General features: G+C 47.2%; 16 protein-coding genes and 2 tRNA genes. 4 read left to right on the top strand and 14 right to left on the bottom strand.

From position 1 onward, the window contains the following. Window positions 1-324 precede the first annotated feature (324 nt). A complete protein-coding gene (locus DWW52_RS10265; protein ID WP_118715421.1) occupies window positions 325-2,334 on the bottom strand; it encodes a urocanate hydratase in 2,010 nt (669 codons plus the stop codon). 189 nt (window positions 2,335-2,523) lie between these two features. On the opposite strand from DWW52_RS10265, the gene DWW52_RS10260 reads away from it, so the two are divergent. Continuing rightward, on the top strand, window positions 2,524-3,525 hold the full coding sequence (locus DWW52_RS10260; RefSeq protein ID WP_118715660.1) for a DUF2027 domain-containing protein: 1,002 nt from the start codon (window positions 2,524-2,526) through the stop codon (window positions 3,523-3,525). Here DWW52_RS10260 and DWW52_RS10255 read toward each other — a convergent pair whose 3' ends face one another. Both DWW52_RS10255 and trxB read right to left on the bottom strand, forming a co-directional pair. Next, window positions 3,526-4,131, bottom strand: a complete 606-nt coding sequence (locus tag DWW52_RS10255; protein ID WP_118715420.1) for a hypothetical protein — start codon at window positions 4,129-4,131, stop codon at window positions 3,526-3,528. Between the two features lie 101 nt (window positions 4,132-4,232). Next, window positions 4,233-5,192 (bottom strand): thioredoxin-disulfide reductase, encoded by a 960-nt coding sequence (gene trxB, locus DWW52_RS10250; RefSeq protein WP_118715419.1) that lies wholly within the window; start codon window positions 5,190-5,192, stop codon window positions 4,233-4,235. A gap of 224 nt (window positions 5,193-5,416) precedes the next feature. On the opposite strand from trxB, the gene DWW52_RS10245 reads away from it, so the two are divergent. After that, window positions 5,417-5,490: transfer RNA gene (locus tag DWW52_RS10245), tRNA-Pro, on the top strand. 307 nt (window positions 5,491-5,797) lie between these two features. Here the strand turns inward: DWW52_RS10245 and DWW52_RS10240 are convergent. Then, a tRNA-Ser gene (locus DWW52_RS10240) sits at window positions 5,798-5,882 on the bottom strand. An 86-nt stretch (window positions 5,883-5,968) separates the two neighbouring features. Beyond that, window positions 5,969-6,466: a YdcF family protein gene (locus tag DWW52_RS10235; RefSeq protein ID WP_118715418.1), complete on the bottom strand. Its 498-nt coding sequence runs from the start codon at window positions 6,464-6,466 to the stop codon at window positions 5,969-5,971. A 249-nt stretch (window positions 6,467-6,715) separates the two neighbouring features. Between DWW52_RS10235 and DWW52_RS10230 the strand changes: the two genes are divergently transcribed. Beyond that, window positions 6,716-7,579, top strand: coding sequence for a nitroreductase family protein (locus DWW52_RS10230; RefSeq protein WP_118715417.1), 864 nt, complete (start codon window positions 6,716-6,718; stop codon window positions 7,577-7,579). Between the two features lie 95 nt (window positions 7,580-7,674). Continuing rightward, window positions 7,675-8,586, top strand: coding sequence for a DMT family transporter (locus tag DWW52_RS10225; protein WP_118715416.1), 912 nt, complete (start codon window positions 7,675-7,677; stop codon window positions 8,584-8,586). On the opposite strand, the gene DWW52_RS10220 is transcribed toward DWW52_RS10225, so the two are convergent. From DWW52_RS10220 to DWW52_RS10180, 9 genes are all read right to left on the bottom strand, one after another. Further along, a complete protein-coding gene (locus tag DWW52_RS10220) occupies window positions 8,525-9,091 on the bottom strand; it encodes a sugar O-acetyltransferase (protein ID WP_118715415.1) in 567 nt (188 codons plus the stop codon). The two genes, DWW52_RS10225 and DWW52_RS10220, sit on opposite strands and share 62 nt — an antisense overlap. A gap of 560 nt (window positions 9,092-9,651) precedes the next feature. Beyond that, the gene (locus DWW52_RS10215; RefSeq protein ID WP_118715414.1) at window positions 9,652-10,731 is read right to left on the bottom strand and encodes a trypsin-like peptidase domain-containing protein; all 1,080 of its coding nucleotides are present in this window, start codon (window positions 10,729-10,731) and stop codon (window positions 9,652-9,654) included. A 16-nt stretch (window positions 10,732-10,747) separates the two neighbouring features. Continuing rightward, a complete protein-coding gene (locus tag DWW52_RS10210; protein ID WP_118715413.1) occupies window positions 10,748-12,085 on the bottom strand; it encodes a hypothetical protein in 1,338 nt (445 codons plus the stop codon). A 276-nt stretch (window positions 12,086-12,361) separates the two neighbouring features. After that, window positions 12,362-13,411 carry an ACR3 family arsenite efflux transporter gene (gene arsB / locus DWW52_RS10205; protein ID WP_118715412.1) on the bottom strand — a complete coding sequence of 350 codons (1,050 nt, stop codon included), beginning with the start codon at window positions 13,409-13,411 and terminating at the stop codon, window positions 12,362-12,364. A gap of 29 nt (window positions 13,412-13,440) precedes the next feature. Then, window positions 13,441-15,162 carry an arsenical pump-driving ATPase gene (arsA, locus tag DWW52_RS10200; protein ID WP_118715411.1) on the bottom strand — a complete coding sequence of 574 codons (1,722 nt, stop codon included), beginning with the start codon at window positions 15,160-15,162 and terminating at the stop codon, window positions 13,441-13,443. A gap of 113 nt (window positions 15,163-15,275) precedes the next feature. Next, window positions 15,276-15,599, bottom strand: a complete 324-nt coding sequence (gene arsD, locus DWW52_RS10195; protein WP_118715410.1) for an arsenite efflux transporter metallochaperone ArsD — start codon at window positions 15,597-15,599, stop codon at window positions 15,276-15,278. A gap of 11 nt (window positions 15,600-15,610) precedes the next feature. Further along, a complete protein-coding gene (locus DWW52_RS10190; RefSeq protein ID WP_118715409.1) occupies window positions 15,611-16,318 on the bottom strand; it encodes an aromatic aminobenezylarsenical efflux permease ArsG family transporter in 708 nt (235 codons plus the stop codon). A gap of 6 nt (window positions 16,319-16,324) precedes the next feature. After that, a complete protein-coding gene (locus tag DWW52_RS10185) occupies window positions 16,325-16,762 on the bottom strand; it encodes a nitrophenyl compound nitroreductase subunit ArsF family protein (protein WP_118715408.1) in 438 nt (145 codons plus the stop codon). Window positions 16,763-16,771: 9 nt separating this feature from the next. Then, on the bottom strand, window positions 16,772-17,005 hold the full coding sequence (locus DWW52_RS10180) for a thioredoxin family protein (protein WP_118715407.1): 234 nt from the start codon (window positions 17,003-17,005) through the stop codon (window positions 16,772-16,774). Window positions 17,006-17,031 lie beyond the last annotated feature (26 nt).

Here is a 17,031-nt window from a genome sequence, read left to right as displayed (position 1 = left end):
GCCACTTGGCCCACACCTAACCGCCACCTAACCCACACCTAGCCGCCATTTTAGTGGGATTTATACAAGTTTAACGCTTTCCGGTAGCTCGCCAAACGAAGTAATATTAAATCTATTCCCGGAAAACCGAAAGGGAAAAAAGCAGTTCTGCACAAGGCTATTCCTTGTTTATAGCATATTTTATAACTTCGGCTCCTCGCATTCTCATTCTCCCAGCCGAAGAAATCACACGCCAAAAGTTCGTCAGGGACTTTACCCGCTAAACACAAAACAAAACGGGGAATGCCGTTCAAAAGCATTCCCCGCTATCAAAAAATATTTTATCTAAAATAAAGACTCTATCAACTGGTCATCCGCGAAATTCGGCAACGTTACCTTCAAATTCGGATTCGCTTCCATCGCACGTTTAATCGCGAAAACAGCACCCTCGTTACGAGCCCAGCTACGACGGGAAATACCGTTATTCACGTCCCAGAACAGCATACTCTTCAAACGTCTGTCGCTATCTGCCGAACCGTCCAGCATCATCCCGAAACCACCGTTAATCACTTCTCCCCAGCCTACACCGCCACCATTGTGGATAGATACCCAAGTAGCACCGCGGAAAGAATCACCGATCACGTTCTGGATAGCCATATCGGCCGTGAAACGAGAACCGTCGTATATATTGGAAGTCTCGCGATAAGGAGAATCCGTACCGGAAACATCGTGATGATCACGTCCCAGGATCACGGGAGCCGAAATCTCCCCGGCAGCAATAGCCTTGTTGAAAGCCTCGGCAATCTTGATACGTCCCTCGGCATCGGCATACAGGATACGGGCTTGTGATCCCACCACCAAGTGGTTCTCCATGGCAGCCTTAATCCAACGAATGTTATCATCCATTTGCTGCTGTATCTCTTTCGGGGAATGAGCTTTAATTTCTTCCAACACACGAGCTGCGATCTCGTCAGTCTTGGCCAAATCCTTCGGGTCACCACTAGAGCATACCCAACGGAAAGGCCCGAACCCGTAATCAAAACACATGGGACCCATGATATCCTGCACGTATGACGGGTACTTAAAGTCTCCGTTCGGCTTCATGATGTCGGCATTCGCACGGGAAGACTCTAACAAGAAAGCATTACCATAATCAAAGAAATAAGTATCAAAACGAGCCACGCATTTGTTGATGGCAGCCACGTGACGGCGTAATGATTCCTGTACCTTTTGCTTGAACAATTCCGGTTCCTCGGCCATCATCCGCTTGGACTCCTCGAAACTGACACCCACGGGATAGTAACCACCCGCCCACGGGTTATGCAAGGATGTCTGGTCTGATCCCAATTCAACAGGCACGTCGCCCTCAGCAAAACGTTCCCACACGTCGACCACGTTCCCCTGGAAGGCGATAGATACCGTTTCTTTCTTTTCGCGAGCCACTTTCACCCGTTCAACCAGCTTGTCGAGATCATCAATCACCTCGTCCACCCAACCTTGGGAATAACGGGTATGCGTTGCCTTCGGGTTAATCTCGGCTGTAATACTGATACACCCAGCGATATTAGCGGCTTTCGGTTGTGCACCGGACATACCGCCTAACCCCGCGGTGATAAATAATTTCCCGCCCAATCCTTCACCATGCTTCGAGATCTTACGACCGGCATTCAACACGGTAATCGTTGTACCGTGAACAATACCCTGCGGACCAATATACATGAACGAACCTGCCGTCATCTGCCCGTACTGGGAAACCCCAAGAGCGTTAAAACGTTCCCAATCATCCGGCTTGGAATAGTTAGGGATAACCATACCGTTCGTCACCACGACACGAGGAGCATCCTTGTGCGAGGGGAATAATCCCATCGGGTGGCCGGAATAGAGTACCAACGTCTGCTCGTCGGTCATTTCCGACAGATACTTCATGGTCAAGCGATACTGCGCCCAGTTCTGGAACACGGCACCATTTCCCCCGTAAGTGATCAACTCGTGAGGATGTTGAGCCACGGCATAATCCAAGTTATTGTTCATCATCAACATGATACCCGCGGCCTGCAAGCTCTTGTGAGGATAGTCATTGATATTATGAGCATACATCTTATAATCCGGACGAAGGCGATACATGTATATACGCCCGTATTTCTCCAACTCCGCGGCAAACTCCGGTGCCAACTCGGCATGATGTTTCGGGTCAAAATAACGTAACGCGTTGCGTATAGCCAGTTTTTTCTCTTCTTTTGTCAGGATATCTTTCCTTTTAGGTGCATGATTGATCTCCGGGTCATAAGCCTTCGGAGCCGGTAACACAGCCGGGATTCCTTCCCTAATTGATTGTTGAAATTCTTGTAATGTCATTATATTATATTTTATTTCAATTTATCATCAAGACACGCCATGATTTAATTAATAATCACTTGATTAAGCCCTTTCCACCCCACTTCTAACTTTTAACTTTTAGTTCTTAGCTCACCAAACAGCTGGCTAAATTAATATTTTCCTATGAAAAAAACACTATTTTTGTCTAACAATAAAACAGAAGAGAACATGAATATAAGAATAGGTGATATCGTTCGGTTCATATCGGACAAACTCGAAGGCAAAGTAACCGGGATTATTGACAACAACACGGTAAACGTATACTGTGAGGAATACGGGTTCGAAATCCCCGCTTCCGTGAACAATCTTGTCGTGATTCACTCGGACGTGAAACCGACAAAAGAAACATCCTCCACTCCCGTCTCCGGGCAGAAAAGCGTAACCATGGAATCAGCCGACACGCTTTACGTCGCGTTCGTACCGGAAAACTTCAACAACCTGATGGAAAGTAGATTCGACATCTATTTCGTGAACGACACGCCCCAAACAAGCCTCTATTCCATAACCTTTCAAGACGGGGAAAAATACAACGGGATCACGGCCGGCAACTGTAACCCGGATTCTACCTACCTGATCGGAAACTACTCCCTCAAAGAGATTGACAGCATCAAGGCCATACACGTGCAATCCGTTTTCTACCAGAAAGGAATCCACCCGTTAAAAAGCGCCATCGACACGCAAATAAAAGTATCACCCGTGAATCTCTGCAAGGCCGGGGCATACAAACATACCCGCTGGTTCAACTCCATCGCGCTACTCCGCCCGCTTGACAAAGAAACCATCGCGAAAGAAGAAATATTGGAAACAATCCCCGAACAATTCCTACAAAAAACACCGCGCAAAACGGAGGACACGCTCCACAAGCCCGAAGTCAAACAACCGGTCGGTAACATTATCGAGATCGATTTACACATTAACAGCCTGATCGACGACACTACCGGAATGGAAAACAAGGATATTCTGGATTTTCAAATGGACATGTTCCGCAAAACGCTGGAACACTACAAATTGCGACGGGGGCAAAAGATCGTGTTCATCCACGGTAAGGGCGACGGGGTGCTGCGCCAACGTATACTCTGGGAACTTCAAACCAAGTACAAGCGCTTCAATCATCAGGACGCCTCTTTCAAGCAATACGGCTACGGGGCTACCATGGTCACGATAAAATAATCAGATATTAAAGGAATAACCCACGGAACATACCCAGTTTTTCCCGTAAGGCGAATACTGATCTTGTATCACGTCATAATAAAACATCACGGAAACAGAGCCTGTTCCGGTGGGGATAACCCCGCCCCCGCCGACAAGCATCGTGGGCACGTAACGGAAATCAATCTTCCGCCCGTACGTTTTTCCCCAACTACCCTTCAGCTCCGGCTGGATTTGAAGAGCGATATATTTCACCGGGTTCACCCGCCCGAACACGTTCACGCCAAGATAATTCATATCATAATTACCGGAAGAATGGTGATAATTGTAACTAACACCCCCACCAGCGGAAAAAAATTCGTTCCAGTGATACCCGACCTGGGGTGACACGTCAATACTAGTATAATCCCCGAAAGACATCCCGAAAGAACCGCTTAACGTCCATTTGCCCGCTTGACGGGACACGGAAGATTTCAAGGGCACGTTCTTCTTCACCGGGGCCACGGCCTTACGCCGCACGTTCGATTTATAAACCGGGTCAAGGCGAAAACCGTTACGTTTCTCTTGCGCTTCTCCCAATCCGGGACAAGCCATTACAAGCGTGATCAGAATAATCCAGTACTTCATCGGTATCATTTTTAATGAAAAAGCTGTTCAAAGATTACTTCAAACAGCTTTTCTATTTTTATTGCAAGAACAATGCTTTCAAAAGCCTTGTCAAAGCATGTTTACGCGTTCAATTCTCCCAAATAGCGCTCCGCGTCAATAGCAGCACGACAACCTGTACCGGCAGCAGCGATACCTTGACGATAAGTCGGGTCCATAACATCCCCGGCAGCAAATACCCCGGGAACATTCGTCTTGCAAGACTTACCCTCGGTAATGATATAATTTTGCTCGTCCAATTTAATGTATTTCTTGAACACGTCAGTATTCGGGGTATGTCCGATAGCCAGGAAGAAACCGTCAATCTTGATCTCTTTCACTTGCTCTTCCGGGGAACCTTTCTTGTACACCAAACGTGCACCTTCCACTCCCATATCAGAACCAAACAATTCCAACGTGTTATGTTCGAACAAAACTTCTATATTCTCCGTCTTGAACACACGTTCCTGCATCGCCTTGGATGCTCTCAGGTAATCCTTACGAACGATCAAATATACTTTACGGCACAAGCCAGCCAAATAAGTTGCTTCCTCGCAAGCCGTGTCACCACCACCCACGACAGCCACGTCTTTTCCGCGATAGAAGAACCCGTCGCAAGTAGCACAAGCACTTACCCCGGCCCCACGGAAAGCTTCCTCTGAAGGCAAACCCAAATATTTAGCAGTAGCTCCTGTTGCAATAATCACCGCATCTGCCTCGATCACTTTATCTCCATCAATCGTCACTTTGTGTGGATGACCGGAAAAATCAACATCAGTAGCAATTCCAAAACGAATATCCGTTCCAAAACGCTCTGCTTGTTTTCTCATATCCTCCATCATCACCGGACCCGTCACACCTTCCGGGTATCCCGGAAAATTTTCAACCTCCGTGGTCGTGGTCAACTGACCGCCCATCTGCAATCCCGTGTAAAGTACCGGATTCAAATTAGCTCTCGAAGCATATATAGCAGCAGTATAACCCGCAGGTCCTGATCCTATAATCAAGCATTTAACTCTTTCTATCGCATTTTCTGTTGACATAGTCTATTCCTTTTTTAATTTACAACACATCAATTTCTTTTAATGGTTCGCAAAGTTACCAAAAAAAAACTTCACGTCCAATTTTTTATTCCACATCACCTTTTTTCGTTCTCCAATTCCATGAAAACCTGCACTCTAAGCTAAAAACACAAATAACTGCCCTTTTTTTTCCTCCAACCTCTTGCATCATTTCAAAAAAATTCACTACATTTGCATCCGCATTTCGGGATGTAGCTCAGCCCGGTAGAGTCCACGTCTGGGGGGCGTGTTGTCGCAGGTTCAAATCCTGTCATCCCGACTACTGAGCATCAGTCAATTAGAGAGGTTTTAAAGACCTCTCTTTTTTATTGCGATTACGGATCAAGTGGAAAATCGGCTCACATGAAAAATTAGGTGAACCTTCTGTTCATCGGAGTTTCAATTTCATTTTTTCAAGCAAAAATCTTGCAATTCTAAAAAAGAAACAACTCGACAATGAAAATATCAGATCAATCACTCTATACAATACCCTCATTATACAAACCCGCCAACCCTTCATTCGTATCCTTCAAATGCAAAAAAGAGAGTCAGCTTCATGCTAACTCTCTTTTTTCTAGTCGATTTCGCGGAGAGGGAGGGATTCGAACCCCCGGAACCTCGCAGTTCAACGGTTTTCAAGACCGCCGCAATCGACCACTCTGCCACCTCTCCAAATGCGGACGCAAAGATAGGGGAAAAATTGATTTTACAAAAGAAAGATTCCATTTTTTTGAAAAAAAGATGATAAGATTAAGCCATCAATACAATTCGAAATTCCGTTCCTGCAAACTCTTGACGGCAAGTTCCTCGTGTAATACCAAAGGAGCCAACTCCTCCCCGGACAAACTTGACTTCGCCGGAATAAAAACCACGTGAGGGTATTTCAAAATAAGATCGTGTAACAGTTTCACACGCCTCATGTGAAAATCGGAAGTCACCACCAGTAATAAATCCGGTTTCTCCCGTTCAATAATAGGCTTTGACATTCTGAAATCCTCCACCGTGTTCGTGGTAAGTACTGGTTCCAGCAAGGCATCTTCGCTCACCCCTTGCTCCATCAAAAAGCGTCTCGAATAATAAGCGTGAGGATGATTCGTCGTGTTAAAAGACTCGCCAAACCCTCCGGTACAAAGGATTTTCACATGATCATTATGCTGATAAAGCCCCAACGTACACTCCAATCGATCCAATGCCATCGGGCTCAAATTTCCTTGTTCGTCATTGGGTGCCCCCAAAGTTAAAATAATTCGTTTCATACATCACCCGGTTAGTTTAAATTACACCCCAAAGTTAATGAAAAAATTCTCGCTCCATCCTTTTCAGTCCCCTATCATCATTCCCGGTTCCAGAAAGAAACGAGATCATTCTCCGCGTGAGCAAATCTCTCGCACGTGAGTAGATTAATATCATAACAAAAATAAGGATTAAACCTTCGCGGTCACGTTATATTCATTACTTTTGTAAACAAGACAAAGAATTATTAACACAGGCAAAAACATATAACAATGGAAGGTCAACTTAGCATTAACACGGAAAGTTGCATCAAATGCGGCAAGTGCGCACGAATTTGCCCGTCTCTGATCATCACGCAGGAAGAAAAAGGTTCTCCAGTGAAAGTACAAAACGTGGAAAATTGTATCGCGTGCGGTCACTGCGTGGCGGTATGCCCGACCGGATCGGTACTTCACTCCGAGTTCCCGGCGGAAAAGGTTCACCCGTTCAAGTATAGCGACTACCCCACGCCCGAGCAAATGATGCTCGTATGCAAGGCTCGTCGATCCAACCGGGCATTCTCAAAACAACCAATTCCTCAAGAAGCGCTCAAACAGATCATCGAGGCCGCGCATCGTGCCCCGACAGCAAGTAACATGCAGCAAGTATACTTCACGCTAGTAACCGATCCCGAACAACTCGACGCGATCACCCGCTTCACGCTCGACGTGTTCAATTCGGCCGCCAAAAAACTGAAAAACCCGATATTGAAACTCGTGTTAAAAAAGATCATGCCCGACGCTTACCGTTATTTACCCGTGTTCGACCGTCTGAACCGGGAGTATGCCAAAGGAAACGATATGATTCTCCGGGGAGCAACTGCCGCCCTTTTTATCCACACGCCGAAATCCAGTCGCTTCGGGAGTGCCGACGCAAATCTGGCTTACCAGAACGGCTCGCTCATGGCTGAATGTCTCGGGGTCAACCAATTCTACATGGGATTTGTCTGCACCGCCATCCATCAAGAAAACAAAGACACGCTCGCCAACATGCTGGGTATAAACGGCACCATCCACGCGGCCATGGCCCTCGGCATGCCGGCCTTCCGGTTCTCGAACTATATCGACAAAAAAGATACCGTGGAGACAGACCTTTAATTATCCCGGATAGCAAGTAAGTTTTCCAATCACCGGGGTAAAATTTCATGAAAAAGATCTACTTTTGCCCCGTGCAAACTTAAAAACACAGAGCCATGCGAGAAGCTTTCGCCAAACTACACTTGTCTATTCTCATCGCCGGAACCACGGGCATCTTCGGAAAATTGATCACGCTAAACGAGGGATTGCTCGTGTGGTACCGGATGTTGTTTGCCTCGCTGATTTTCGGGGCCATTCTCTGGTTTAGCAAGAAACTGCAAACCGTCGGTTGGAAAGAAGCGCTAAAAATCGGGGGTGTCGGGCTATTACTCGGATTGCACTGGGTATTTTTCTATGGTAGCATCAAGGCGTCAAACATCTCGATCGGAGTGGTATGCTTTTCCACGGTCAGCTTCTTCACGGCCTTTCTTGAACCCTTGATCTTACACCGCAAAATATCCATCAAGGAAATACTCTTCAGTCTCCTGACGCTGTTCGGGATTATTCTCATCTTCCATTTCGACACCCGTTACCGCCTGGGAATCGGGCTGGGGGTCATATCGTCGGGAATCTGTGCCCTGTTCACGATCACGAACAAAAAGATCGGACAAAACCACCCGACAAACACGTTGTTATTACACGAAATGCTCGGCGGGTTCATCGGGCTCTCCTGCCTCCTGCCTTTTTACCTCCATTATTTCCCGGTAGCCACGATTATACCCGACGGTACGAACCTTGTTTACCTGTTAATCCTCGCATCCGTTTGCACGATCGGACTTTACACCCTGCAAATACAAGTCCTGAAAGTCATTTCCGCTTTCACGGTCAACCTCAGCTACAACCTCGAACCCGTGTACAGCATCATTCTCGCCATTCTCTTTTTCCACGAGGCGAGAGAACTGAATACCCCGTTTTACATCGGGGTAGCCATCATCATCCTCTCCGTTATATTGCAGACGTTAAGCGTCACCCGCGAGAAACGATCTCTCGCACCACCCGACAAGGATTACCCATCGCGACCACGTTAGCAGGAATATCTTTCGTCACCACGCTCCCAGCCCCGATAACCGAATTATCCCCGATCGTCACGCCGGGAACAATCGTCACGTTCCCCCCAATCCACACGTTATTGCCAATCGTCACGGGATAAGCATATTCCACCCCGGCATTCCGTTGTTCCACGTCAAGCGGGTGGCCGGCCGTGTAAATATTCACGTTCGGGGCAAGCATCACGTTATCGCCAATCGTTACCGGGGCACAATCCAGAATCACGCATCCCATGTTAGCGTAAAAATTCTCCCCGACACGAATATTATACCCGTAATCACAATGAAACGGTTGCTCGATCAGAAACCCCTTCCCCACGCTCCCGAATAGTTCACGTATGATCTTTTCACGTGCTTTCAACTCGGAAGGACGGGTATGATTATAATCGTATATTAACTCTTTAGAACGCATTCTCGCCTCACGCAACTCGGTATCCGCTGATTCATACAGCTCCCCGGCAATCATTTTCTCTTTTTCTGTTTTCATCTACTACAATTTATATCAAACTAATCCACTAATAATCATTTACTTAAAAAAGATACAACTTAGTTAAAATTCGTATTATTAGATACATTTATTAACAAGCACTAAATAGTCGTCATAGCCCGTCAACCCGCTATTCCAGTACACTCGTGCCGGTGTCTCCCTGGTAAGTTGCCGATAAGTTAACGATAAGTTGCCGATAAGTTGCCGATCTACACCGTGAACTTACCCCCGATTTTACCTTGAAGTATCATCGATATACCGACACGACCACAGAATACCCCCTCCCAAAGTACCCTGTACCCCGGACGGAAGAACCATAAATCAGGCGTCATTCCCAACTAACGAACAAGTAAATATAGGCAAAAGAAGTTCTAAAACAAAGGGGGGTACCAAAAGTATTTATTGAATCACTACCTCCCCCCGGCCCCTCCTTACACGGGAGGGGAAACCGCTTGGTAATCAACTCTCCCCCTGTGTAAGAGGGAGTTGAAGGAGGTAGTGACTTTAGAGGAGAAGTGCTTTTTGACACACCTCATCTATTATTTATCTATTTTCAGATATCAAGCATCCTTCTTGGCATACTCGGACAACTCGCACCCGAACGTATCCATCAGGTAATTATCCAATTCATCCGCCTTGAAAGCCATGTTCGTGATATTTTTTTGTATCTCGTCGGCATAATCCGAGAACACGTCGGAAATATGAATCCGGTAAGAGAGATAAATCTGGTTACCGTCCAGTCCCAACTGGTAAGGTTTCACTCCCGCGTCAAGCAAGTAAGTCAACACCGGTTCGAGATTCTTCTTCGGCAACACGTTAATCGGCGAAGTACACAACAAATAAGAGCGTTGATAAACGAACATCCGGATTTCCGAACTTCCTTTGTGGAATACCCAACTCTCGTAACCGACACGCGCCAGCACGGGATTAATCCCCATCGCCTCGATCGCTTCCTCGCAGAAAACGGCCAGATCGGTCAACGAACGTTCTTTAAAAATATTCTCCGGCAACTTGTCCCCGCAAGAGGGGCAATATTCCTCCTCGTCAGAAATAAACTCGTCACAACTATTACATTGCACGTTAAACACATCCGTATCCAGATCACCGATCTGTTCCAGTAATTCCCGTAACGAAGCTACCGGGATACCGAATCCCATGTTATCCGCATCCGTGATCTTGCTGGCAGTGATAGCCACCAGTTCATTCTGATCGTTGAACATCGGTCCCCCGCTATTTCCCGGATTCACGGCCGCATCCGTCTGGATATAATAACTATCGTTAATCAACTGCCTAGGAGAAGAGACCGTTCCCTCGGTCACCGTGAAAGGCATCCCGAACGGGTAACCCGCCACGTTAATCTTTTGACCGATAGAAACCGTGTCCAAAACGGATAAATTAATCTCCGGCAGGGTAGAGAAATCACCGTCTGCCTTCAACAAAGCAATATCCTTAGCCGGATTCACCAACACCACCCTGGCGTAAAAACGGTTCTTATCATTATCTTGCAGGGCAACTTCACGAAACCCGTCTACCACGTGGAAATTCGTCACGAAGAGATCCTTATTTTTCAGGTAAAAACAACTGCCTGACCCGCCAGCATGATTTACCTTATATACAGCGTTAAAAATATTCTGTTCCATAGTGTATTAAATTTCATTATTGTTGCTGACCGCCACCCATATAAGTGGCTGCTAACTGTTGAACTTTCTGCAAATACTCGTCCATGCCGACTTGCCCGGCTGCCAACTGCTGTTGCAATTCTTGCACCTTCTGCATGTATTCCACCATACCGCCACCGCTTTGCATGGCTTGCACGGCTTGTTGCATTCCTTGTATCATCTGCGACATGTCGAATTCACCTTCTTCCTCGTCATCATCCTCGTCAAGCTCTCCCTCCATGATATTATCCATGGCGGCATGCAAAATCGGGGCTGCCTCATCCCACGGTTTAGCAGAGGATTTTTCCAAAGCGCGTACAACCACGGCATTCACGTCATCCTGCACGTTATTGTAATAATACATCTCGTAGAACTTGTAGACGATCATCAAGCAACAAGTCATGTAATCATTGGACTCGAATGCTTGCGTGGCACGATTATACGAGTTCTCGAAATTCTCCTGGATATTCTTCAGGTTAGAACGCCGCTTGTCGGAAATGAATGTCTCCACGAAATACAAATCCTCGGCAAGCTGCTCTTTCGTCATCCCTTGCAAACGGGCAATCACCGACTTCCCGAAGTTTACCACTTCCGGCAACGGGATATCCTCCCGATCCATCTCGGCAACCGCTTTATTCAAGTCATTCAATAACTGTCCTTGCGGGTGAGCATAATACAACACTTTCAGGATCGTGGTATCCAACACGTTCCAAGCGAACCCGTACTTCCGATCAACCTCAAACCCTTTTACCGCGTCCATACACTCTTTACAACTCAACTGGATCACCTCGTAAACCGTGTTCAACGTCTCCTCGTCAAAAGGTGTCACCTTCGGCTCGTACACCCGTTGAGCCCCGAACTTCGTCTCGAACTCATCATCGTACTTATCGCCCGTGCTACAAATTTCTTGAAGGATATAATATATCTTGTAAGGATTTGCCAACGCCAGAGGACAACTGTACTCGAACGCCAGACGATCTTTCTTCAACTCGATCTGGGCCAGATCCAGATCATTAAAATTCAATCCCGCGATCTGTCTCAACAAGGGTATCCGGTTCTTTTCAGGCAAGGAGAGAAACGGGGCGTGAATCACCAACTGATCATCTTCGATCTTAATATTCACCACGATCGAACCGTGAGGAATATTAAATTCTGTTCCCTTAGCGTTCCCGTATTTTTCGCGAAACTCGTCGTTCACGTAATCCAACAAAGCGTAAAACGACTTTAAATATTCTCCGTTATCGAACGCCTCCACGCTCGTATCGAAATGATCAACCTTGATCTTACTTTCCGTGGAAGCGATCGTGGAGAGATTAAATGTCAATGTTTGTTTCATGACTTATAGTGTATTAAATAAATAATTATGATTCACGCGCTCATCCATGCCACATCCACACGGGAGCGCTATAAAATTATACAATTATCCGAGATATACACCACGCGAATGAAGAAAAATATCATCACGAATCAGCCTCCACACGTAAAGTTCTTAAAATCAACCCAACCTGTATAATTTCCCCATAACGCACGCCATTACCGGAAAACTTTGTTTTTATACAAATTTAGTATAAACTTACATGCAAGCAACATTTAAGAATACAACCCCATTTTCTCATAAATTACTTTTCGAGAACCAAGTCCTCGTCCCGTTCGCCACCCGAACCAGTGCCAGCATCACGGGAACTTCCACCAATACCCCAACCACGGTCACCAATGCCGCCCCGGATTGCAAACCGAAGAGCGATATTGCCACGGCAACGGCCAATTCGAAAAAATTACTGGCCCCGATCATTCCCGCCGGGGCGGCTATCTCGTGAGGTAACTTCCACCACCTCGCCCAGCCGTAAGCCACGAAAAAGATCAACACGGTTTGCAACACCAACGGAACTGCAATCAATAAAATGTGCAACGGGTTACTCAAAATAATCTTTCCCTGGAACGAGAATAAAATAACTAACGTCAACAACAGCCCGCCAACCGTGTAATTGTCAAATTTCTTCACGAACACCTCGTTAAAATAAACTATGCCCCGTCGACGGATAACCCTCGTACGTGTCACGATTCCCGCCACCAAAGGAATCACCACGAACAACACCACGGACAGGAACAAAGTATCCCACGGGATAGCCACCCCTCCCACTCCCAGCAACAATGCCACGATCGGTACGAACGCCACGAGAATAATCAAATCATTCAACGCCACTTGCACTAACGTGTAGGCAGCATCCCCCCGGGTCAGGTAACTCCACACGAAAACCATTGCCGTGCAAGGAGCCGCCCCAAGCAACACGGCTCCCGCCAGATACTCCCCAGCCAACTCCGCCGGAATCAGCGTCCGGAACACCACGTAGAAGAATAAATAAGCAATACCAAACATCGTGAATGGCTTGATCAACCAATTCGTCACGCAGGTAATAACAATACCCTTGGGTCGCTTTCCCACATCCCGCACGCTCCGGAAATCCACCTTCAACATCATCGGGTAAATCATCAACCAGATCAACACGGCCACCGGAATTGAGACATTAGCGTATTCCAAACGGCTCAACACCCGCGGGATCACCGGAAGCCATTGTCCGATCGCGATACCCACCATGATACACAACATCACCCAAATTGTCAGGTAGCGCTCGAAAAAACCTATACCTTGTTTCGTTCCCATAACATCCTTATTCTTTCATCCAATACAACTCATAAAACACACTCGTTAGTCCACTCAACAAGTGCCGTGTTTCCCCCGGACAACTCCTTCACCCGCTCGATCCACCCCAATTCATTCCGAGCCTTTGCCTGTAAGAAACTATCATTCGTGCTTGTCAACGAAAGACAGGAATTCACGATCCACCACTTGTTATGAATTCCCGCACGCCGTAAATCCTGCTGCAACCGTTCCGCCTCGTAAACAGGTGTCGCTTCCGGCAAAGTCACGATCACCACTTCCGTTTCCCGCTCGTTTCGCAAACGCGGCAACAGATTTCTCACGGTCTCGGAACTATCCCCCTGTGTACGTTGCACCTCCCGATGATAACTCTCCGTTGCATCCAACAACAAAAGCGTGTGTCCCGTGGGAGCCGTGTCGATCACAACCACCTCCGAATCCGCCCGGTCCACGATCTCAGCGAAGGCTTTAAACACGGCAATCTCCTGCGTACAGGGAGAGCGTAAATCTTCTTCTATATATTCCATATCCTCCGGACTAATCGCCGTCGAAGCCTTCGCCCGCACCTCATTCTTGTAATCCTCCAGCACTTCTGCCTCATCAATACGGCTCACTGTAACACCGGCCTCTATCGCCAGATCATAATTCAAATGATTCGCCGGATCCGTCGTTGTCAAATGCACCTTTACACCCCGCTCGTTCAATCCTAACGCGATACGAGTAGCCAACGTCGTTTTCCCGACACCTCCTTTACCCATTGTAAAAACAACACGCTTACCGGAAACATACAGATCATTAATCAAATCATCCAGACTCTTTTCCCCGGCAACAGACACACGAGCTAAGCCTTCCAACAAAGAATCATCATGCAACATCCTTCTGACATTCCGCACGTCTGATAAATTATAAGACCGCAACGGCACGCTATATATAGAGAACGTGCCCAAGACGTCTGGCATCCCGCTCAACGCCGCCTGCTGCCGTTCATACATCTGCCGGGCAACCGGATCACTCCCATCGGCAACCTGCAACACCCCGTTCACCACGAGTAATTGATTATTAATTCCCAACAACTGCAATTCAACAGAAGTACGAGCCGCCTCACGCAAAGCCGACTCTTCCGGACGACTCACCAAAACCAGACTCGTCATCCCCTCGTCGGCCAAAGTTGCCACGGCCTGCTTATAAACCTCTTTCCGTTCCTCCAAACCGGACAACTGCCCCAAACACGATGCCCCGTGAGTACTCTCGTTTATAAACGTACTCCATGCCGAGGGCAATTGCAACATACGCAACGTGTGACCCGTCGGTGCCGTGTCAAAAATGATATGATCAAACTCTGCCTGCTTCTTCTTGTCCGTGATAAAATCAGAGAACTCGTTAAACGCGGCGATCTCCACCGTACAAGACCCCGATAACTGTTCCTCCATATTACGTATCACACTTTCCGGCAAAGCCCCCCGATAAGGACCGATCACCCGTTCCCGGTATTCGGCCGCCGCCTCTTCCGGGTTAAGATTCACCACGGTTAACCCCGGGACATCTTGAATCTCCGAACCATGCCCGTTTAACGGCTGGTTAAACACGTCCTGTAAATTCGATGCCGGATCGGTACTGATCAACAGGATTTTCTTACCCTGATCGGCCAATCCGACCGCCGTGGCACAAGCTACCGAAGTCTTTCCAACACCACCTTTACCGGTGAAAAACAAATACTTTGTCAACTTAATCGCAGATAAACTAAACGCTTTCATATATATTTCTTTTAATGATTAAAAACAACACACCCAAGACCAAAGCGTTAAAACGCCTCAGCTCCAGTTCATAAACTTCACAAACTTTTGACAAACCCGGCTGGAACTTCAGCCTATATCCCTTCGATCTTTACCGAGCCCCCGGTCCATTCACTCAATTGTTCATTTGTCGGGTACCCTTTCGACACCACGACAATCCCATTTACCAACGTGATCGGTAACGCCTCCGCTCCATGCTCTTTCAAGTACTCGTTCACGACCCGATTCGACACGTATAACTGCGGTTCATCCCGCAAATTATGTCGGGCAACATGAATTCCCTGACGCTTCAAAGTCTCTATCCCTGCCGCTATCCGTAATAATTCCGGATTGATATTCGGCCCGCATAACCCCGTAGGACAACACATCGCCGGATCAAAAATCTCTATTGTATTCATAACCTGATATTTTAAAAATAAGTAATATACCCGTAATACACTCCGACACCAATAAACAACACGGCAACCACCTTACGAAACCAACGTTCGAATACCTGCATCCGGTTGTAAAACTTCCCAAGCCGGGCCACGCTATACGCCAGAATCCAAGCCACGATAATCACCGGTAAACCGGTAGCAATAGCATAAACCACGGGTAAAAGATACCCACCCGATTCTGCCGCTGACATCGGAATCAACATCCCGAAGTAAAACACCCCGCTCGTGGGACAAAAAGCCAAGGCAAACAACACCCCCAACAACAAAGCTCCCCACGCGCCGCGACTCCGTTGTTTCAACTTATCACTCCCCACGTTCAACATCGGCAATTTCAAACGGAACACGCCCAGCATATACACTCCAACCACGATCAGCGCCGGGGCAAGCAACATTTCCCCGTACTTAGCCACCACCTTTTGCACGGCAAACATACTCGCCCCCTCCCGGAGAATCGGGATCAGGATAAAACCCAAGGCCGTGTAAGCCAGAACCCGCCCTAACGCGTAGAGCAACCCGTTGACAAAAATTCGATGATGACTCTCGATATCTTTCCCGATAAAACCTATTGCCGTAATATTCGTCGCCAACGGGCAAGGACTCACCGCAGTCAGCAACCCCAGCAAAAAAGCCGTGATCAACGGGACATTGCTATTATCTATTAACGATTGAAGATACTCCATATCCTACTACCTTAACAAACTATCTACTTTCTCCCGAACGCCTTTCCGGAACGTGTCGGGAGCTGCTTTCACGTACGAAAACGCAAAATCCGTCATGTTATTCACCGTCTCCTGTCCCTCTTTCCAACCGTTCACGAAAAGCGAAGACCAAGTTACCTCGTACTTGTCTGCCAATTTCTCGTTCTCCTTCTTCGAAATATCAACCTCTTTAAAAACCACTTTACCCGCTTTGATCTCCTTCGCGTAAACGCTGTCAAGCAATGCTTTCGTTTCCGCTTCAATCGCGTTACAAGTCACGCAACGTTGCGCCCCGTGAAAATAAAGCACTTCCACCCGGTCACCTGTTAATTGACTTTTCTCTTCCGACACGGCCTTCTTCTTTGCCCCGTTCCCGCAAGCGACAAACAACGCCACAGCCGCGATCACATACAACACTCCTTTCATACCCGTATTCTATTTAGCGATTAATACTTTAATCTCCTCTTTCGTCAAATCATGCCCTGCCGACACCACCTCCCCGTCGACCACCAACGCCGGGAGCCCCAGAACCTTATAACTGATAATCTTCAAAATATCCTCCTCTTTCACCACACTAGCCTCCAATCTCAACTCGTTCACCGCCTGTTCCGTCAACTGAAACATGGCCCTACATTTCGCGCATCCTGTACCTAAAATCTTAATTTCCATAATTCATCTAGTTTAATTTATCAATA

Origin of the sequence: Odoribacter sp. AF15-53, assembly GCF_003479425.1 — a bacterium.
GTDB lineage: Bacteria > Bacteroidota > Bacteroidia > Bacteroidales > Marinifilaceae > Butyricimonas.
This window is presented reverse-complemented; position numbering and strand designations above follow the sequence as displayed.